Below are 18807 nucleotides of genomic sequence, written 5' to 3'. Positions count from 1 at the left end.
TTGTGTCGGTTATTGAGTTAATTATACTTGCGGCAGGACTTGCGATGGATGCGTTTGCCGTGTCAATATGCAAGGGACTTTCGGTGAGGAAATACCGCAAAGGTCAGAGCGTTACCGCAGGGCTGTACTTCGGCGGATTTCAGGCGCTTATGCCGGTTATCGGCTGGCTGCTCGGCAGGCAGTTTGAGAGCCTTATAAAGAGCGTAGACCACTGGATTGCGTTTGCACTGCTTGCGCTTATCGGCGTGAATATGATTCGCGAGTCCTTCAAAAAGGACGATAACGACATAAACGATTCGTTCTCGCTTAAGGTTATGCTTCCGCTCGCTATTGCGACGAGCATTGACGCTCTCGCGGTGGGCGTGACGTTCGCGTTTTTGAACGTGAACATCGTTATCGCGGCGCTGACAATCGGCGTTATCACCTTCGGCTTTTCCGCCGCCGGGGTAAAAATCGGCAACGTTTTCGGCGCAAAGTACAAGTCAAAGGCAGAGCTTGCCGGCGGAATTGCGCTGATAGTGATTGGAACAAAAATTTTGATAGAACATCTTTTCTTTGGCGGTTGATTAAGGTGAAATATGATAAAAATAGATTTGATTACCGGCTTTTTGGGAAGCGGTAAAACGACCTTTATAAAAAAATACGCCCGTTACCTTATCGGCAAGGGGCAGAAAATCGGAATTTTGGTGAACGACTACGGCGCGGTAAACGTTGACACAATGCTGCTCTCTGAGCTTGAGGGAGATAACTGCGGAATTGAGTCCGTCGCAGGCGCGTGCGACAGGGACTGCCACCAAAGGCGGTTCAAAACAAAGCTGATTGCGCTTGCCATGAGCGGCTGCGACCGCGTGCTGATTGAGCCGTCGGGGGTTTTTGACGTGGACGAATTTTTCGATTCGCTGTACGAAGAACCGCTCGACAGGTGGTATCAAATCGGCAGCGTTATCGCCGTTGCGGACGTGAATTTAAGCACGGAGCTCTCAAAGAGCGCGGAGTATCTCTTGGCTTCTCAGGCGTGCGTTGCCGGCAGGCTGGTGCTGAGCAAAACCCAGCTTACAAATGAAGCTGCCGCACAAAAAACAACCGCGCTGATTAACGCGGTTTTGCAGAACTTTGGCAGCCGCCGCAGGTTTGACGAAAAAAGCGTCACGGCAAAGGACTGGGACAAGCTGGCTGACAGCGACTATGAGGAAATCGAAAACTGCGGTTACTCCTCCCCCGACTTTACAAAGCTCGAAACGACCGACGACTCAGGCTTTAAATCGCTGTATTTTATGGAGCTGTCTCTTTCTCCCGAACAGCTTGAACAGAGGGTTAAAGCGCTGTTTGAAACTGACGGGGCAGGCGGAATTTTCCGCGCGAAGGGCTTTGTAAGTGACAGCGGAAAATGGCTTGAGCTAAACGCCGTGCGCGGCAGCATAACCCTCAGTCCGATTGACAACGGACAGAACATCGTAATCGTCATCGGTGAGAATTTGAATAAGGATAAGATTACGGAGATTTTGTGTGGATAATGCGGATAATCCGTAATTATATATTTTTGTTATCAGCCGTTTGTATTTTGTGTGCTGAATTACACGTTTGTTTATCGCGATTAAAACGGATTGTGTGATTAACACGGTTCACGTTCCCCGGGCGGACACATGGGTCCGCCCCTACGGTGTTAAGGAAATGTTGACGCTATCGGAAACGTCTGCCCCCTCCGTCATTTTTGCAAGCAAAAATGCCACCTTTTTCTAGCGAAAACGGCAACCCTTTTGTCACTTCGTGACATTTCCCCTGACAGGGGAATTTCCCGTTTTTGAACGGGGGAGGCTTTAAATTGGGTGTGGGCGAAGCCCACCATTAACTTTCAACTTTCAATTTTCAACTTTCAACTCTACCTATATCCCTTCTCCTCCATAACCGAGAGGATTGTGTTTACGTTGGTGCGTTCTACCGCGCTGAGCACGTCCTCGTCAAAATCAGCCGCGGAGATTGTGCCCTTGTACCAGCTTTGCTTGTCAAAATACGCCTGAATACTCGGCGTATTGAACTTTCTGCCGTGCCTTGCGAAAATTTCATTTAGCGCGAGCGTCATTTCGTTGTTGTCAAGTCCCGTGACCTCGCTCCTTGAAATTATGCGTTTATCCGAGCCGTCGAGAATGTAAGTTCCGCCGGTTTTCTTTTTGTCCTCTTTTTCGCCGTCAGCCTTTGTCGGCTCGGTCGAGAGCGGCTCGGCAGGCGCTACCGTTGCGGCAGGCTGGTTGTCGTAGCCCTTTGAAACGTGCAGAATAACGCGCTCGTCCTGACGGATTGTCTCCCCTGCCTCGGGCTCCTGGCTGATTACGTAATCGAGATGAACCTCGTCGCTGTACTCGCGAACGATTGTGTAGCGCAGTCCGGCGTCGTTGAGCTTATAATATGCGTCCTTGACGTAGTAGCCGTGAACGTAGGGCACTTCGACAAACGCCACGGTCTCGGGCTCGGTAGTGACCTCGGCTGTTGTGGGCACGGCGGTGGTGACTTCCTCAACCGTAGTCGGCCGGGTTTCCTCCTGCGGAAGAAAGTCTTTTATTAAATCGCGGTTAAAAAACCATACCCACGCCGCAGCGGCTGCCGCGAGCACGAGCACGATTATAATGATAACCGCGGCTATCTTGCCCTTTTTTCCCTTTTTCTTTGATGAATATATGTCAACGCTGTTTTGCTTGCTCACAACACCACATCCTAACAGTTAAATTTTATACGTTAGCGCAAAAAAAGTCAATAGTTATCGAAAAACGAGGCTTTTGTGCTGACTGAGCGGAAAACGGCTCGCGGTTGAACATACGGAATTAATTGCATAGAAAAATTTTATCAAAAAATGTAGATTATTTCACTATGTTATGTTATAATGTCATTTGGTTGCGAATATAACTCTAAAGAACAGGAAGGTACTATGAGCACTAAATTAATGGACGGCGCGCTGTACGCAAATATGATTAAGAGCGGAGCGGCGGAATTAAGCGATAATATAAAGCTTGTCAACGACCTTAACGTCTTTCCGATTCCGGACGGCGACACGGGCGACAATATGTTTATGACAATCGACTCGGGCGCGGCTCATTTGACCGACGAGAGCGAAACTTCTATTTTTAAGATTGCCGACAGAGCCGCAGGCGGTATGCTGCTCGGCGCAAGGGGCAACTCCGGCGTTATTCTTTCGAGAATTTTCGCAGGTATCGCCAAGGGACTTAAGGACAAGGACAGCGTTAACGTTCCGATGTTTTCAAAGGCGATGGAAAGCGGAGTCAAAGAGGCTTACGGAGCGGTTTCCGTACCCGTTGAGGGCACAATCCTCACGGTTTACAAGGACGGCGTGCGCTACGCCAACAGCCGCGTTACAAACGGCAGCAGCTTTGACGACTACTTTAACGACCTGCTCTGGGAGCTCAAGCGCTCGCTCGACAGAACTCCCGACTTGCTTGCGGTGCTTAAAGAGGCAGGCGTTGTCGACAGCGGTGGCGCAGGCTTTATCTACATTGCAGAGGGTATGAAAAAGGCTATCGGCGGCGAAATTCTCAATGAGGGAGCACAGCCGCTTTCCGCGAGAAAGAACATCGACCTCAACGCCTTTACCGAGGACAGTGTGCTCGAATTCGGCTACTGCACCGAGTTTTTGCTCAGACTGCAAAAGGCGAAAATCGATATCGACTCCTTTGACATCGACGCGCTCATAAGCTGGCTCAACAGCGTGGGCGATTCGGTTGTCGCTTTCCGCGAGGGCACTATCGTGAAGGTTCACGTTCACACCAAAAAGCCCGGCGACGTGTTTAACTACGTTCAGCAGTTCGGTGAGTTCCTCACGATGAAGATTGAGAATATGACGCTTCAGCACAACGAAACTCACGCTCAAAAGCAGTTTGAGCCCAAGCCGAAAAAGCCGCATAAAAAGTACGGCATTGTCAGCGTTGCGACAGGCGACGGAATTAAGGACACCTTCCTCTCCCTCGGCTGCGACTGTGTTGTTGACGGCGGACAGAGTATGAACCCCTCGACAGAGGATTTGATTGAGGCGTTCGAGGAGGTTAACGCAGATATCATTTTTGTTTTCCCGAACAACGGCAACATTATTATGGCGGCAAATCAGGCTGCGGCGCTGTATAAGGACGCGGATGTTCACATTATTCCGAGCAAGACAATCGGTGAAGGTTACGCGGCGATTTCAATGCTCGACACAACCTCGAACGATATTGATACTATCATTGCCGAGCAAAAGGAGATTATCGCAGGCGTTGTCACCGGAATGGTGTCAAAGGCGGTTCGCGATACCGAGATGGACGGCGTGGAGATTAAAAAGGACGACTACGTAGGCTTTGTCGAGGATAAAATTTACATCGACGACCAAAACCGCAAGGCGGCAGCGTTCGGGCTGACCGAAAAGCTTGGCGCCAAGCGCTACGACATTATGCTCGTCATCGTAGGCGAGGACGTTCCCAAGGCTGAAGCCGACGAGATTTACAAGGAGCTCAGAAAAGCCTACCGCAGAACCGAAATTGTTATGATTGACGGCGGACAGCCGATTTACGATTATATAATTATTCTTGAATAAAGGAGATTTACGATGAGACCGATTAAAGTTGTAACAGACTCATGCTCAGACCTTACAAAAGAATTGCGCGAAAAGTACAATATTGATTATTTGCAGATGAACACCGTTAGGGACGGCGTTGAAACCCCTGCAAGCCTTGACTGGGAGTACTTTTCTCCGCAGGATTTATACGATACGATCCGCGACGGCAACCGCGTGACAACCACTCAGGTGCCCGCGCCTACCTTTGAAACCTTCTTCAAGCAGTGGCTTGACGAGGGCTTTGACATTGTGTACATCGCCTGCTCGGGCAAATGCTCCGGCTCGGTAAACACCGGAAAGGTTGTTGCCGAGGAGCTGTTGAAGGATTATCCCGACGCTAAAATCGCGAGCGTTGACTCGCTCAACGCCAGCATGGGCGAAGGCCAAGTCGCTATTAAGGCGGCTAAGCTCAGAGATGAAGGGCTCAGCTTTGAAGAGGTTGTCGCTCAGACCGAGGCCGCGCGAAACAAAGTTAACCAGTTTGTTACCGTTCACAACCTTAACGCGCTTAAGGCAGCAGGCAGAGTTACCGGCTCGTCGGCGTTTTTCGGCAATCTGCTTGGTGTAAAGCCGATTATTATTTCCGACAGCGTTGGCAACAACGTGCCTATTAAGAAGGTTAAGGGAAGATTTAACTCGCTCGAGGAGATTGTAAACCTCACCGCCGACGCGATTGAGGACGAGAATCAGGATATTCTCGTAGCTCACGCGGACTGCCTTGACGAGGCTGAGGAAGTTGTGCAGATGCTCAAGGAAAAGCTCCCCGAGGCAAACATTATTCTCGGCTACATCGGACCTATTATCGGCGCTTCAATCGGCGCTGACGCAATCGCAATCTTCTCATGGGGCAAGGACGTAAGCAGGTTTGATCAGGCATGATGGTATTAATTCTCTGTATTTCGGCAGTTGTTTCCTACCTTTTGGGCGGTCTCAACGGCGCGATAATACTTTCAAAGCTCGTTTACAAGCAGGACATCAGGGAATTCGGCAGTAACAACCCGGGCTTTACGAACTTTAAGCGCACCTACGGCAACGGTATTGTGACGTGGATGGTGTTGGTAATCGACATTCTTAAGACTGTTCTTCCTGTCTTTTTGACCGCGCTGATTATGCAGCAGATGTTCGGAATGTGGCAGTTCGGAGCTCAGTTTTCGGGCTTGTTCTGTATGATAGGCCACTGCTTCCCCGTATGGTATAAGTTCAAGGGCGGCAAGGCGTTCATCACGGGATTTGCGACGATTTGGTTTGTTGACTGGCGTATAACCTTGATGGCAATGGCGCTGTTCTTCATCATTTTGTTCACGACAAAATATATGTCGGTAGCCTCGTGCTCGGCGGCGGCATTCTGCCCGGTTGCGCTGGCGTTTTTAGGGCCTTCAAACATTTGGGTTGAGCTTATGGCGATTGCCGCGGCTCTGCTCATAATACTCAGGCACTACCCGAACTTTAAGAAGCTTGCGAAAGGCACGGAAAGTAAATTCAGTTTAAAAAGCAAAAAGAGCTGAGAAATCAGCTCTTTTTTTACGGGCGGATTACCGCCCTTTATTTTTTCTCACAAATTACTAAATATCTGTCAAATCCCTCGCCCTTGCTTTTAATGCAGGTTATGAGGGTTAGCATTTGTCTGCCGTCCTTGATAAAAATATCGTTGGGGTTGTCGGGAGCGACAACCTTGTAGTCGATTACCTTGTAGTTGATGGTCTCCCAGTAATTGTGAATCGTCACGGTGTCACCGATGTCGAGCTCACGGATATGGTCGAAGAAAATTCTGCCGATGTAGCCGGTGTGACCTGCAAGGGCAACGTTTGTGTCGTTCATATCAACCGGCAGCGAGGTTCCGGCGAGGTGAGCCGCGCCGCAGCTCATCATATCGTCGTTCGCGCCGAGGTAAACCGGAAGGTACATATCTATGCTCGGAATACTAAGGTAGCAGTAAAAATTTGACAGTCCGTAATCACTCATTTTGAGCGCTGCCTTGGTGTAGTCGCTGGTATCAACCGTGCCTTGGTGGTTAATCAGCCCCTTGTTATAAGCGACGCTGTCGCGGTGGAGGGCGTTCAAATCATACTCAAAAATCACCGGGGAATCCGAGGTGCGGTTGCCGTCGCCGTCAATAACATAGCCCTCGCTGTCAACCTCTCCGGAATCGGGCTGCTTGTTGGTAATGGTTTGTGTAGCACCCGTAGCGGTAAAGGACTTGCTGTCCGAAACATCTATACTGTTTGAATCAATAACGTTTTTCTTGATAACAGCGTTTGCTTTGTCGGGGGTATTTGTATAAGTGAGCTTTAACTTGGTCGGGTCGAATGTGCCCGTCTTGTTTGTCTTGAAAACAAACGATGAGTTAAGCGACTGAGTTGCCGTAGCAGCACTCTGTGCAACTACCGAGTTGTTGTCGTTAGTATCGACAACCACCCACGAGGTTTTGCCGTAGGTAAAGACGTTATCGCTCGGGAAGCTCTCGGCAACGTTTACTGTTGTACTGACAGTGAGCGTAAGTATAGCTCTTGCCGTTGAGCGCGTTGCTTGTAAAGTTGAACTGATCCGCGTTTTTAAGTGCGTAAACGTTCTTAATACCGTCGTTGAGCTGTCTTTGAGTTGAAGCTCGCGTTATTTGTAGGAGCAAACGATACCCAAGATGCATTATTGGCATTACCGGACCATGTATTATTGTCATAGTTATAGCCTTCGCCCCAGTCGGTAATCTTAATGCAGTTGGACTTGCTGCCTGCGGTCTTACTTCTCTGGTTATCCCACATATATTTGGATACGTTCCAAACCTTTGAAGCGCCCGGGTTTGTTCTGGCAATGCGAACATGGCTGATCTTATCGCTCGGGATACGGAACCTGTAAATATGATCCGCAAACTTGTCCGCTAAAATACCTTTTTGCAGAACATTAGAACCCGTAAACCAACCGTTGTTTGCAAAGTTTTCTTCAAACTCGTGACAGTAGTTTGCATCGTCGGAGTCGTTGTAGTATGTAAATACTCTTAACTCGGCGCTTGCATCATCCCAATGACCGCCGCCGCTTAAAGCCTGCGAAACGTCAATGTAGATACACTCATTGTCAACAAAGGCGGATTCATCCTTTGCCGAAGCTGTCGGAATACCCACAATTGAGATAGACAACATCATCAGCAGAGCCAGCAGCATCGACAAGGTTCTCAAAAACGAGCTTTTCCTTTTAGCCGTATGACGCTTGGTGAGTGAATGTTTGTTTATAATTACCATCTTCCTTTCATTAGATTTTTCCGCCCAAGCGCACGGTGTAAGCACACTGCACCGCTTTTTTACGCGCTTTGCGAAAATTGCGTTTCGAAGAATAGTCAATTTGGCAAAGTCAGCCATTTCGGCAAATAATGCCCAAGTGGCAGGGACTGCCGCAGGGGCAGAATTCACCAGAATGATTATTTTTCCTTATATCTCATAAATCTATGTTGCTTTTTTGTCAAGGAGAAACAAAGAAGAATTATATGAAAATTTTGTAATTTGTACATAATATTATGGCAAGTGCCTAAATTAGTGATAATTTTAGTTAAAAAAAGAGACAGGCAAAAAATCCTGTCCCTTGAAATATTGCTATAATTCAATTCGTCTCCGTCGCCTTGGTGAAAACAAAAGATGTGGTTTCGTTGTTGTAGTTGAAGTTCAGCGTTAACATTCCGTCGGAATATCTGAGCTTTTCGCTCTTTCCGCCGTACTCAACATCAACCGAGGTCTCGTTAAAGGTGTATGTGCCGCTGTTTTTTGTTCCGGCTATAGTGATTTCGCAGCTTCCGTTGGATTCAAACACAAATCCGAATTTGTCGCTGTCGGTGTTGAGCTCTCCAAACTGCACCGTCTCGCCGTTAATCGTCGCGGTAGCAGGTACCCACTTGCCGACAATTTCATTGTTTTGCGCGTTATCGCCGCAGCCCGAGAAAAGCATTAGTCCGAAAACAAGGCACAGCGTAAGTAATGCCGCCGAACAAGCTGTTTTTACCATAAACTTCACCTGATATCTAAAATTTGTTAATATTACACTATTTTACCATTTTCGCCAATATAAGTCAATAGAGTTAATGTCTTATACAAAAATGACGGAACGGCGGCGTTGTAATTCAAAATCTACGTTATATTTCCGTAAAAGAACAATAATTCAGCCATTCTGCAATTATTGTCTGAGAATACTGCAATATCACTTGCAAAAAGGTTTTTATAATGCTATAATAGGCTGTGCATAGGCAAAGCACATATAATAGTATAATAACAGGCGGTTTCCGCCTTAGCAAAGGAGTAATGATATGTCAACAAAAGCTAATTATCCGATTAGCGAAATCGGAAAGGGAAAGGTCGGTTTTTCTAAGACCAGATCAATCATCGAGGCTGCCTTTTACGGCAACAACGTTGTAAAGGTTAACACACTTAAAGAGGCTTATAACCTCGCTAAGAATTCACCCGGTACTATCGTTACCGATATGCCCGTTTACCGCGGCGAGGAGTTCGGTCTTGAGCCGGACGCCAAGGTTCTGCTTTTTAACGACGGCGCAATCACCGGCCGTTACGCTACCGCAAGACGTATTGCAGGCGAGCCCGGCGTTGACTGCGAGGCCCTTGACAAGGTTGTTATGGACGCGGTTTACAGCGCTCGCTGGAAAAAGCTCTACCACGCTACCTGCTACGCAGGACTTGACAAGGAGTTTATGGTTAAGGTTCACCTTCTTATTCCTGAGGGTGAGGAAAATATTATGTACAACTGGATGCTCAACTTCCAGTATATGTCCGACGAGTACGTTAAGATGTACAAGGAGTCTAAGCCCGTAGGCGATGGCAACGAGCCCGACATCTACATCTTCTCGGATCCCCAGTGGACTCCCGTTGAGAACCCCGGCGTAAGCTTTGACTGCCTGTCAGACCCGGCTAAGAAAACCCTCTGCTACTTCAACACAGAGACAAACTGCGCCTGCATCCTCGGTATGAGATACTTCGGCGAGCACAAGAAGGGCACTTTGACAATGGTTTGGGCTATCGCCAACCGCAACGGCTACGCTTCATGCCACGGCGGTCAGAAGGAGTACACTCTCGCTGACGGCAGCAAGTACGTTGCTTCGGTTTACGGTCTTTCGGGCTCGGGAAAATCAACTCTTACCCACGCTAAGCACGGCGGCAAGTATGAGATTAAGGTTCTCCACGACGACGCGTTCATCATCAACACCGACACCTGCGCTTCTATCGCGATTGAGCCGACATACTTTGACAAGACAGCCGACTATCCCACAGGCTGCCCCGACAACAAGTATCTGCTCACTCTCCAGAACTGCTCAGCTACTCTTGACGACGAGGGTAAAATTCAGGTTGTTACCGAGGATATCCGCAACGGCAACGGCAGAGCTATTAAGTCAAAGCTCTGGTCACCCAACCGCGTTGACAAAATCGACGCTCCCGTTAACGCTATCTTCTGGATTATGAAGGATCCTACACTTCCGCCTGTTGTTAAGCTCAAGGGCGCTTCGCTCGCTTCTGTAATGGGCGCAACACTCGCAACAAAGAGATCTTCGGCAGAGCGTCTTGCTCCCGGCGTTGACCCCAACAAGCTCGTTGTTGTTCCTTACGCTAACCCGTTCAGAACATATCCCCTCGCAAACGACTACGCTAAGTTTAAGAAGCTCGTTGAGGAGAAGAACGTTGACTGCTACATCGTAAACACCGGCGACTTTATGGGCAAGAAGGTTCAGCCCAAGGATACACTCGGAATTCTCGAAGCCATCGTTGAGGGCAAGGCAGAATTCAAGAAGTGGGGTCCCTTCTCCGACATCGAGATTATGGAGTGGGAAGGCTTTGTTCCCGATATGAAGGACGAGGATTATGTTGCTCAGCTTAAGGCACGTATGATCGACAGAGTAAACGAGATTAAGGCGTTCGGTTACGAAAAGGACGGCTACGACAAGCTTCCCGACGACGCTCTCAAAGCAATTGAAAAGGTTGTTGAGGAGCTCGGCACAAACTGGTTCGACCAGCTCAAGATGAGCCTGTAATTTCCAAAATTTAACAGCTTTATAACTGTACAAAACACCTTGGTTATGATAAAATGTAACCAAGGTGTTTTTTTTACAGGTTTATGCTATGGATAGAATTATTACGTTTTCTCAGAGAAAAAGAGCGGTTTCGCTCATACTGATATTCGCCGCATTTATGCTCATTCAGCTTGTAATTTTGCGGCTCGGCAATAAGGCAGGGCGCGGATTTATTATGCCCGAGCATCAGGAGCTTGTGTATTACGGTATGCAGCTGCCGGTAATACTCGGCTTTGTTCTGCGTTCCTTTGTTAATCACAGGGCTGTTAAGCTGACCGCTCTCGGCGTTTGCTTTGCAGGCTTTTGGTTAATGCTGATTTCAAATGAAGCTTCGCTTTTTTATCTGATTGTGACAGGCACGACGGTGCTTTGTCTCGGTTACACCGGCGGCTGCGTATACTATTATATGTCATGTTTTGCGGACGTTAAGCATTTCGGACTTTGCTTTGGACTGGGCTACGCCTTCGCAGTTGCGGTTCAGTATGTTTTTCAGCTAAGCTTTGATTTAAGACCCCTTATTGGAGTTTTTGTATTCTGCGCGTTTGCGCTCTTACTGATGTTTTTGTATACGGAAAAACGCGTTATAACATCAACTGAGGATAAGGGTTTTTCCTCTGTGCCGAAATTCAAGCTGATTTGCGCGGTGGTTATCACCGTCGCCATGCTGATGTTCACAAGCTACTACAACAACTACATTCACCACCTGCAGATAGCCTCAAACTACACGGAGTACAATGTTTACAGCTTTCCGAGGCTGCTGATGATACCCGGTGTAATTCTGTTCGGCTTTATCGGCGATATAAAGAAGGGAAAGCTGCTCCCTGTTTGCACGCTTTGTGTGACGGTAATCGCCCTGCTCAACGCGGTGCTTATCGGGCGCGAAACCTACACGCTCAATATGTGCCTGTTTTACCTTTCAATGTCGGCGGTTATCTCGTACTACAACCTGACCTTTACACGCCTTGCTCGGAAAACAAAAAAGCCCGCGTTTTGGGCTTCGGCAGGGCGGATTATCGACAGTGCCGCGGTTCTGCTGTCCTTTGCGCTGAAATTTTCAACACTCTCAGCCGTGAGCGTTTTGGTAATCGACATCGCCATGCTGTCCGTCGCGATTGTCTTTATGGCTCTCAACGGAGATTTGAATTTGAGCTCGATTGCAAATAAAGAAACGAAAAAATCAGAACCTAACGCGAAAATTACACCCGGGCAAATCCGTGAAAAATTCGGGCTCACCCCAAAGGAAGCTCAGGTTTTTAAGGAGCTGACCGAGACCGACGACAAGCAGGAGGCGATCGCGCTGAGGATGAATATGTCGGTCAACACCCTGCGCCACCACATCACCTCAATCTACAAAAAGACCGGCGCTCAAACCAGAGCGGCGCTCTGCAAGCTGAACATTACAGATGAATAACCACAATCCTCACCACGACGGTGAGGATTTTTGTTTTGCCAAAAACCGCATAGATAAGCCAAATAGCAGGAATATGCCATAGCGGGCAAAACGCATATATGCTATGATTAACATGAAAAATTATATACTCAGGAGGGTAAATAAATGAAAAAAATCTTAGCCGCATATATGTCCGCTTTGGCAATCCTTTCACTAACCGCCTGCTCGTCGGCAGGACAGAGCAGTGCCGATAGTCAGCAGTCCGCACAAGCTCAGCCGACCACCGCCGCGGTTGTCTCTCAGGACAAAGGCGTAAACCAAATGAGCTTCACCGCTCCCGAAGCCTACAAAACCGTCGAGCGTTATATTGAAAAATACTCCGACGGCAAGTTTGCGGAAAAGGACATCACCTACAATTTTGAGGACGAATCAAGCATATGCTACGCCTGTATGTTCGGCATTACGCTGGCTGATGAAATTCCGCTCGAAAAAACCACTGCCGCGGAATACAACGGCGTTTCATATCAAATGTACGAAACAGGCAAAAACGAATGCGCGTTTCTTCAAAAGGACGCCGACGCCTATGCGATTCGCTATAAATTCGCCGACAGCATTGACAAAGAAAAGTTTGACAAGGTAATGGCAAACGTTAAATTCACCGAAAACGCCGATTTGACGGATAACAATATTGAGTTCGACGGCATTCAGTACACCCTTGACAGCACGCTCAACGTTTACTGCACAACTTCAACGCTGAAAGAAACTCCCGACGGCACCGCCGTTGAAAAAAGGCTGAGCTGGAAGTTCGGCAAGGATAAGGACAACGAGGATTTTGCCTTTGTAATTGCGGAATATAAAAATACAACCGTGGAGCAGCAGCTTAAAAAGGATAAGAAATACGAGCAAAAGCAGGTCGGAAACATCACTTACACCGTACGCGCCGACAGCGACGGCAAACCCTATGAGTACTACACTCAGCACGGCAGCGACGTTTACCTGATCAGGAACAACGGCAAAAGCGGATTTGTAACCACCCGTTCGGATAAATCCGTCGAGGCTTTTGAAAAACTATTGAGCACAATCAGCTTTAAGTGATAAGAGGGATGTTATGAAAAAACTAATTTCAACCGCGCTGTGCCTGATTTTGGCGGCAATTCTTTCAGGCTGTTCGCTGTTTCCCTTTGCAAAGGTGCTGAACCCCGACCAAGCGCCCGAGGATATTCCCGGCACAACGGACGCAACATATGAGCTGCCCGACGACTACACCACCGCTCCGGTTACACAAGCTCCGGCTCCCACCGCCGCCGAGGTAAATATAAGGCCTGCCGAGTGGACAAGCGTTCAGTGGCAGCCGTACCAAAACCAATATTTCACCCTGCAAATCCCGGCAGGCTGGCAGGTGGAATTTAACGGCGACGCCAATCAGATGCAGTGGCAGGCGTATTCTCCCGATAAAACCGTGGGATTTGCGAACATCGACCACGCCTACGCCGCAAAGGACGCTTCAATGAAGGACGCGCTCGGCTTTGGCTTGTCAATGCAGGACGGAACGGTCAGGGAATTTTTTGAAGCGATGTTCAGCAGCTCGACCGAGTATTTCACCGTGCAAAATTCCTGCGTTCCCGACAACAAGGCTCAACTGCAGTCGATTCGCCCGAACACGCCGATTCACGATTATCAGTCGCTGTACGCTACATTTAAAGATGAAAATGTTGACGGCGAGGGCATATATTCGGCGGTTGTTATGGATTCAAGGGACGTTGTCTTTAACGGCAAAAACTACGGCGCTTGGGAGGTCAACTGCATTTTTACTCAGTGGGCGCCCAAGGATGAGCTTGTTAACTGGGCTCCGGTGCTGGCGCAGATAGCAAAATCGTTCAGCTACACCGACTACTACCTGCAGCAGTGGAAACAAATCGCGCAGGACGCAACCAATGTACCCTCAACCCTCAACGACCCCGATCCGGTTATGGAGGCGTTTGAGGAGAGGAGCAAGTCAGACACTATTATTCAGGAGAAGCGCTCGGATATGCTCGGGGAATACGAGCGCGTTTACGACAACAACACCGGCGAGATTTACCGCGCTTACAACGGCTTTTTGGACGATATGGGCGACCAAAACCGCTACACGCCGATAACCGATAACCAGTACACCGAGGGATATAAGGGCTGGATTGATAAGCCTTAGAGCATATAACGCAAAAAACCTGTTCACCGTATGATGAACAGGTTTTCTATATTTATAAGCTTTTATTTGTTTGCTTCCTTAAGGAGCTTTTCCCATTCCTTAATAATGGAACGGTCACCGAAGTAGTCAATTCTCATTGCCTTTTGAACGCGCGCGAGGGTTTCGTTTGTCGTCTCTCTCGCCTTCTTTGTTCCGGCTTCGAGGATATCGTAAACCGAGGCGATGTCCTTTTCCCATTTCGCGCGGCTTTCGCGGATTGGGCTCAGGGTTTCCTCGAGCACGTTGATGAGGAACTTCTTGCAGGTTCCGTCACCGAGACCTCCGCGGCGGTAATGCTCCTTCATCTCGTCGAGGTTCTTGTAGTCGGGCAGATACTCAGCAAAGTGGTCGTCGGTGCAGAAGGCGTCGAGGTAGGTGAACACCACGTTGCCCTCGGTGTGACCGGGATCCTCAATTCTCAGGTGAGTCGGATCGGTGAACATCTTGCCGTTGACCTGCTTTTTAACAGTCTTGGCGGTGTCGGAAAGATAAATGCAGTTGCCGAGCGACTTGCTCATCTTCGCCTTGCCGTCAACGCCGGGCAGACGGCGCTGGGTTTCGTTTTCGGGGATAATCGCCTTGGGCAGAACAAGGGTTTTGCCGTAGAGACGGTTGAACTTCTCGACAATCTCGCGCGTCTGCTCAATCATCGGGAGCTGATCCTCGCCTACGGGAACAACGTTCGCGTTGAACGCGGTGATGTCCGCCGCCTGCGATACGGGATAAGCGAAGAAGCCCACGGGAAGTCCCTCGTCGGCAAAGCCGCGCATCTGAATCTCGGACTTTACGGTTGGGTTACGCGCGAGACGGGCGGTTGTAACGAGGTTCATATAGTAGAAGGTGAGCGCGTGCAGTGCCGGAAGCGCTGACTGTACGCAGATTGTGGTCTTTTCGGGGTCAAGGCCTACCGAGAGGTAGTCGAGCACAACGTTGATAATGTTGTCGCGGATTTTCGCAGGGTTGTCGGCGTTGTCGGTCAACGCCTGGTCGTCGGCAATAAGGATGTTGATTTCGTCAAACTCGCCGGAGTTCTGGAGCTCAACACGCCTTTTGAGCGAGCCGACATAGTGACCGAGGTGAAGCCTGCCGGTGGGGCGGTCGCCGGTTAAAATAATCTGTTTCTGCTGTTCCATAAATATATCCTCCGTATTCGGTTTATGAGTTAGCTAATTTTCCGAGAATTTTAATTCCCTTTTCAAGCTGTTCGTCGGTCGGGGTCGAGAAGTTGATTCTAAAGCTGTGGCACTCGTCGTTTTCATCGGTCAAAAAGGCGTTGCCGGGAACTACGCAAACCTTGTTGAGTACCGCGGTCTTGCAGAACTGCGGCATATCAACGTCCTTCGGCAAGTCGCACCAGATGAAAAGTCCGCCGTCAATCTTGTTGTAGGTAATCGCCGGAGCGCAGTATTTGTCGAGCAAATCCATACAGAACTGCGCCTTTTTGGTGTAAATCTGTCTGAGCTTTTCGAGGTGCGCGTCAAAGTCGTACTTGGTGATGAACTCATCGCAAACGTACTGCGACCAGATATTTGTGTGAACGTCGTTGCCCTGCTTGCAGACAACGAGCTTTTGGAAAATCGGCTTGGGCGCGATTGTGTAGGCAACGCGGATACCGGGAGAAATTACCTTTGAGAACGAGCCGGCGTAGATTACGATTCCGTCGGTGTCGAAGGTCTTGATGTTCGGCAGGTACTCTCCGCTGTAGCGCAAATCGCCGTAGGGGTTGTCCTCGATAATCAGCACGCCGTACTGCTTTGCAAGCTCGTAAACTCTCTTGCGCTTTTCAAGGCTCATTGTTACGCCCGAGGGATTTTGGAAATTCGGAATTGTGTAAATCAGCTTTGCGTTGGGATTTTCCTTAAGCTTTTGCTCGAGCTCAACAGTGCTCATACCGTCGGGCTCAACGGTTACGCCGACAAGCTTTGCATTGTAGCTGCGGAATGTGTTGAGCGAGCCGATAAACGACGGAGCCTCGCAGATTACAACATCGCCCTCATTAACAAGCGCCTTTGAGCTCAAGTCCATAATCTGCTGAGCGCCGGTGGTGATGAGGATGTCGTCGTTGTCGGTGCCGGTGTTGTGCTTTTCCTTCATGTACTCCAGCATGTGCTGTCTTAGCGGAGCGTAGCCCTCGGTAACGCTGTACTGCAAAACCGAAATCGGATTTTCCGCCAAAACCTTTGCGGAAATCTCGGCAATCTCCTTTGCCGGAAAAGCGTCGGGCGACGGATTGCCGGCTGAAAGCGATACTACCGACGGGTCGGCGGCATATTTAAAAATCTCCCTTATCGCGCTGGGCTTTAGGGTTTGAACTCTGTCTGAAAACTTGTACTCCATATAATCATCTCCAAAAGATAAATTCTTAAATTTCAAATTTTATTATATCACGGTTTCGGTCTTTGTTCAAGTGTTGATTATCAGCGTAATTTTAGGGTTTACAAGCCGTTTCACCGTTGCTTTGAATAAAACTTTGTATGCTTATTTGTCTTAAGTGTACAAAAAATGCCGTTAAAACTAAAAATCGTTGCATTCAGCACTTTAATATGGTAAAATGATTGTGTTCTTTTGCCGAATTTTGTCAATTCGGAAAATATTAAATGAGGGAGATAGAAAATGAACAAAAAGACTTTGGTCAAAAACCTGATCTTTATCGGCTTGATTATTGCGTACATTGTTTTCTGCTTTGCGCAAACGCCGATTACTCAGGCTGTTGTCGTAACCGGAGAGGGCGAGGACGCCGTTGCAACCGGCTCGCTGTGGTCGCTCTTGCCTCCGATTATCGCTATCGGTCTGGCGCTTATCACCAAAGAGGTTTACTCCTCGCTTTTCATCGGTATTTTATCGGGCGCGATTATTCATGCAATCGCGTTGAACACCGGCTTTGTCGGTGTAATGAACACCATCGTCGGTGACGGCATTATCGCCAATATCGCTGACAGCTACAATGTCGGAATTTTAACATTCTTAGTTGTGCTCGGCGCAATCGTAGTGCTTATGAACCGCGCAGGCGGAAGCCGCGCTTACGGCGAATGGGCGGCTAAGCACATAAAATCAAGAGCAGGCGCGAGCTTTGCGACCTTCCTGCTCGGCGTACTTATCTTTGTTGACGACTACTTTAACTGTCTGACAGTAGGCTCGGTTATGCGCCCCGTTACGGACAAGCATAAAATCTCGCGTTCAAAGCTTGCCTACATTATCGACGCAACCGCCGCTCCGGTCTGCATTATCGCCCCGATTTCATCATGGGCGGCTGCGGTAAGCGGCACGGTTGAGGGCGTTAACGGAATTCAGCTTTTCATCAGCACAATTCCCTACAACCTCTACGCTATTCTTACGCTGATTATGGTAATCTTTATCTCGTTCTCGAACTCCGATTACGGCCCGATGAGAACTCACGAGATTAACGCTATAAACGGCGATTTGTTCACCACACGCAACAGCGTTTATGAGGAGGACGACGAACCCACACATTCAAGGGGCAAGGTTATTGACTTAATTCTTCCCGTTATTCTGCTCATCGGCTTCTGCGTTATCGGAATGCTCTACACCGGCGGACTTTTCGAGGGCGAAAGCATTATCAACGCATTCGCAAACTGCGACGCGTCCGTCGGACTTTCGCTCGGCTCAATCGGCGCTTTGATTGTAATTATGTTCTACTACATGGCGCGCAGAGTGCTCAAATTTACAGAGTGTATGAGCTCACTTGTCGCCGGCTTTAAGCAGATGGTTCCGGCTATTTTAATCCTTGTATTCGCTTGGACATTAAAGACAGTTACCACCGAGCTCGGCGCGGCTGAGTACGTAAGAGGCATTGTTGAGAACGCTCACGCTGTTCAGCTTCTGCTTCCGCTGCTGCTGTTCGTTGTCGCTCTGGGACTTTCATTCGCGACAGGTACATCTTGGGGAACCTTCGGTATTCTTATCCCGATTGTTACCGGCGTGTTCAGCTCACAGCTCGCAGGCGTTACCGACGGCAACATTCCGTCAATGGTTATCATCTGCATCTCGGCTTGCCTTGCAGGCGCGGTATGCGGTGACCACTGCTCGCCTATCTCGGATACGACGATTATGGCGTCGACCGGCGCACAGTGTGACCACGTTAACCACGTTTCAACCCAGCTGCCCTACGCGCTGACGGTTGCCGGCGTAGCCGCCGTGGGATACTTAATCTCCGGCTTTGTTCAAAACGTATTTGTAGTTCTCGGAATTTCAGTAGCGCTTATGTTCGCAGTACTCTTTGCGATCAGACTTATTGCCGGAAAAGACAGCGTGAAGAAAGCAAAATAAATCAATTCTAAAAGGCAGGGTTTTTCGCCCTGCCTTAGTTTTAATATATTGACTTTTTTTATGGTATAGTTTATAATAAAACTACAAGGAAAACCGTTCAAAGCGGTTAGCCTAACAAATTGAAACGAAAATAATCGTCCGTTGTCTGCTAAACTGTCGGGCGATTATTTTTTTATGTTTTTAATGACCTCTGCAAGTGCTATTAAAACAACGATTAATAAAACTGTTTCAGTCATACATATCACCCCCATTCA

The 18807-nt window shown here is 48.6% G+C and carries 16 protein-coding genes; 10 read left to right on the top strand and 6 right to left on the bottom strand.

Annotated elements, in window-relative coordinates; all coding sequences use genetic code 11:
• Nucleotides 1–2 precede the first annotated feature (2 nt).
• Together AB1I50_RS07965 and AB1I50_RS07960 are read left to right on the top strand one after the other, a co-directional pair.
• A complete protein-coding gene (locus AB1I50_RS07965; protein ID WP_407723513.1) occupies nt 3–566 on the top strand; it encodes a manganese efflux pump MntP in 564 nt (187 codons plus the stop codon).
• A gap of 12 nt (nt 567–578) precedes the next feature.
• Nucleotides 579–1514, top strand: a complete 936-nt coding sequence (locus AB1I50_RS07960) for a CobW family GTP-binding protein (protein ID WP_407723512.1) — start codon at nt 579–581, stop codon at nt 1512–1514.
• 365 nt (nt 1515–1879) lie between these two features.
• On the opposite strand, the gene AB1I50_RS07955 is transcribed toward AB1I50_RS07960, so the two are convergent.
• Nucleotides 1880–2698 (bottom strand): YARHG domain-containing protein, encoded by an 819-nt coding sequence (locus AB1I50_RS07955; protein ID WP_407723511.1) that lies wholly within the window; start codon nt 2696–2698, stop codon nt 1880–1882.
• Nucleotides 2699–2920: 222 nt separating this feature from the next.
• On the opposite strand from AB1I50_RS07955, the gene AB1I50_RS07950 reads away from it, so the two are divergent.
• From AB1I50_RS07950 to AB1I50_RS07940, 3 genes are read left to right on the top strand one after another with little or no spacing between them, the layout of a single operon-like run.
• A complete protein-coding gene (locus tag AB1I50_RS07950; RefSeq protein WP_407723510.1) occupies nt 2921–4573 on the top strand; it encodes a DAK2 domain-containing protein in 1653 nt (550 codons plus the stop codon).
• 12 nt (nt 4574–4585) lie between these two features.
• Nucleotides 4586–5473, top strand: a complete 888-nt coding sequence (locus AB1I50_RS07945; protein ID WP_407723509.1) for a DegV family protein — start codon at nt 4586–4588, stop codon at nt 5471–5473.
• The gene (locus AB1I50_RS07940) at nt 5470–6099 is read left to right on the top strand and encodes a glycerol-3-phosphate acyltransferase (RefSeq protein ID WP_407723508.1); all 630 of its coding nucleotides are present in this window, start codon (nt 5470–5472) and stop codon (nt 6097–6099) included. Before AB1I50_RS07945 ends, AB1I50_RS07940 begins: the two co-directional genes overlap by 4 nt.
• A gap of 37 nt (nt 6100–6136) precedes the next feature.
• Here AB1I50_RS07940 and AB1I50_RS07935 read toward each other — a convergent pair whose 3' ends face one another.
• From AB1I50_RS07935 to AB1I50_RS07925, 3 genes are all read right to left on the bottom strand, one after another.
• A complete protein-coding gene (locus AB1I50_RS07935) occupies nt 6137–7009 on the bottom strand; it encodes a class C sortase (protein ID WP_407723507.1) in 873 nt (290 codons plus the stop codon).
• A 155-nt stretch (nt 7010–7164) separates the two neighbouring features.
• Nucleotides 7165–7995 carry a hypothetical protein gene (locus AB1I50_RS07930; RefSeq protein WP_407723506.1) on the bottom strand — a complete coding sequence of 277 codons (831 nt, stop codon included), beginning with the start codon at nt 7993–7995 and terminating at the stop codon, nt 7165–7167.
• A 187-nt stretch (nt 7996–8182) separates the two neighbouring features.
• Nucleotides 8183–8581: a hypothetical protein gene (locus AB1I50_RS07925; protein ID WP_407723505.1), complete on the bottom strand. Its 399-nt coding sequence runs from the start codon at nt 8579–8581 to the stop codon at nt 8183–8185.
• Nucleotides 8582–8879: 298 nt separating this feature from the next.
• Between AB1I50_RS07925 and AB1I50_RS07920 the strand changes: the two genes are divergently transcribed.
• The 4 genes from AB1I50_RS07920 to AB1I50_RS07905 all read left to right on the top strand — a co-directional run bounded on the left by AB1I50_RS07920 (nt 8880) and on the right by AB1I50_RS07905 (nt 14227).
• Complete coding sequence (locus tag AB1I50_RS07920; protein WP_407723504.1) at nt 8880–10610, top strand: phosphoenolpyruvate carboxykinase (ATP); 1731 nt, start codon at nt 8880–8882, stop codon at nt 10608–10610.
• An 88-nt stretch (nt 10611–10698) separates the two neighbouring features.
• Nucleotides 10699–12060: a helix-turn-helix transcriptional regulator gene (locus AB1I50_RS07915; protein WP_407723503.1), complete on the top strand. Its 1362-nt coding sequence runs from the start codon at nt 10699–10701 to the stop codon at nt 12058–12060.
• A 144-nt stretch (nt 12061–12204) separates the two neighbouring features.
• Nucleotides 12205–13134 (top strand): hypothetical protein, encoded by a 930-nt coding sequence (locus AB1I50_RS07910; RefSeq protein WP_407723502.1) that lies wholly within the window; start codon nt 12205–12207, stop codon nt 13132–13134.
• Nucleotides 13135–13147: 13 nt separating this feature from the next.
• The gene (locus AB1I50_RS07905) at nt 13148–14227 is read left to right on the top strand and encodes a hypothetical protein (RefSeq protein WP_407723501.1); all 1080 of its coding nucleotides are present in this window, start codon (nt 13148–13150) and stop codon (nt 14225–14227) included.
• Between the two features lie 62 nt (nt 14228–14289).
• Here the strand turns inward: AB1I50_RS07905 and trpS are convergent, their stop codons facing one another.
• Together trpS and AB1I50_RS07895 are read right to left on the bottom strand one after the other, a co-directional pair.
• A complete protein-coding gene (gene trpS, locus AB1I50_RS07900; protein ID WP_407723500.1) occupies nt 14290–15399 on the bottom strand; it encodes a tryptophan--tRNA ligase in 1110 nt (369 codons plus the stop codon).
• A 22-nt stretch (nt 15400–15421) separates the two neighbouring features.
• On the bottom strand, nt 15422–16603 hold the full coding sequence (locus AB1I50_RS07895) for an aminotransferase-like domain-containing protein (RefSeq protein ID WP_407723499.1): 1182 nt from the start codon (nt 16601–16603) through the stop codon (nt 15422–15424).
• Nucleotides 16604–16879: 276 nt separating this feature from the next.
• On the opposite strand from AB1I50_RS07895, the gene AB1I50_RS07890 reads away from it, so the two are divergent.
• Entirely contained in the window at nt 16880–18553 is a 1674-nt protein-coding gene (locus AB1I50_RS07890; RefSeq protein ID WP_407723498.1) for a Na+/H+ antiporter NhaC family protein, read from the top strand.
• Nucleotides 18554–18807: the final 254 nt, after the last annotated feature.

This window comes from Ruminococcus sp. NATIVEDY161 (assembly GCF_045819895.1).
Classification (GTDB): domain Bacteria; phylum Bacillota; class Clostridia; order Oscillospirales; family Acutalibacteraceae; genus Ruminococcoides.
Note: the sequence above shows the minus strand (reverse complement) of the source record. Positions and strands in the feature narration are given on the sequence as shown.

Coding starts and splice junctions, on each gene's coding strand:
- AB1I50_RS07960 (WP_407723512.1), top strand. CDS start 579: ATGATAAAAATAGATTTGATTACCGGCTTTTTGGGAAGCGGTAAAACG.
- AB1I50_RS07945 (WP_407723509.1), top strand. CDS start 4,586: ATGAGACCGATTAAAGTTGTAACAGACTCATGCTCAGACCTTACAAAA.
- AB1I50_RS07905 (WP_407723501.1), top strand. CDS start 13,148: ATGAAAAAACTAATTTCAACCGCGCTGTGCCTGATTTTGGCGGCAATT.
- trpS (WP_407723500.1), bottom strand. CDS start 15,399: ATGGAACAGCAGAAACAGATTATTTTAACCGGCGACCGCCCCACCGGC.
- AB1I50_RS07950 (WP_407723510.1), top strand. CDS start 2,921: ATGAGCACTAAATTAATGGACGGCGCGCTGTACGCAAATATGATTAAG.
- AB1I50_RS07920 (WP_407723504.1), top strand. CDS start 8,880: ATGTCAACAAAAGCTAATTATCCGATTAGCGAAATCGGAAAGGGAAAG.
- AB1I50_RS07890 (WP_407723498.1), top strand. CDS start 16,880: ATGAACAAAAAGACTTTGGTCAAAAACCTGATCTTTATCGGCTTGATT.
- AB1I50_RS07925 (WP_407723505.1), bottom strand. CDS start 8,581: ATGGTAAAAACAGCTTGTTCGGCGGCATTACTTACGCTGTGCCTTGTT.
- AB1I50_RS07915 (WP_407723503.1), top strand. CDS start 10,699: ATGGATAGAATTATTACGTTTTCTCAGAGAAAAAGAGCGGTTTCGCTC.
- AB1I50_RS07895 (WP_407723499.1), bottom strand. CDS start 16,603: ATGGAGTACAAGTTTTCAGACAGAGTTCAAACCCTAAAGCCCAGCGCG.
- AB1I50_RS07910 (WP_407723502.1), top strand. CDS start 12,205: ATGAAAAAAATCTTAGCCGCATATATGTCCGCTTTGGCAATCCTTTCA.
- AB1I50_RS07940 (WP_407723508.1), top strand. CDS start 5,470: ATGATGGTATTAATTCTCTGTATTTCGGCAGTTGTTTCCTACCTTTTG.